Consider the following 559-nt stretch of genomic DNA (forward strand, 5'->3'; position numbering starts at 1 on the left):
AATCCTTTTTAATTTTAGTAAATGAAAACAATATAAAATAATAAATTTTAGAAAAACAGCCCTCCACCAGACCTTTTTTGGTTAGGTGAAGGGCTATTTTTTTCATGTTTTGACAAGCTGCGGTGAGGTAAGCTTGCATTTGGACAGACTTCAGCCCTCGAAACCGAGCATATCGATAGCCATGTAGTTCTTTGGCATCCGCAAAGCTTCGCTCTATAGTTGAACAGCGTACTTTATACAGTCTTTTCCCTGTAGCTGTTAGTTTGTTTTTTCTAGCGATATCTTTATATTTTTCCCATATATGATGAGTGATAACTTTTTGTTTTTGTTTTTTTGAAAAGCATACCTCACGTAGCGGACAAACAGCGCAGTCTTCTGGATTTGATTTATATTGACGATATCCTTCGCGATCCGTTGTCGTATATTCTAAAATACATCCCATCGGACAAGCAAATACATTCATTTCTTTTACATATTTAAATTGGCTTTTCGGAACGTCTTTATTTCGCTTTCCAAATCGGCGATACCCCATCACCATAAATATATTCTGTTCTGATAG

1 protein-coding gene is annotated in these 559 nt (G+C 36.0%); it reads right to left on the reverse strand.

The window, feature by feature from the left end:
• On the reverse strand, positions 1 to 559 hold a 559-nt coding region (locus tag ACS2MN_RS30990), incomplete at both ends, for a transposase (RefSeq protein ID WP_438894975.1).

The organism is Bacillus cereus group sp. BceL062 (assembly GCF_051780025.1).
Classification (GTDB): Bacteria; Bacillota; Bacilli; order Bacillales; family Bacillaceae_G; genus Bacillus_A; species Bacillus_A toyonensis.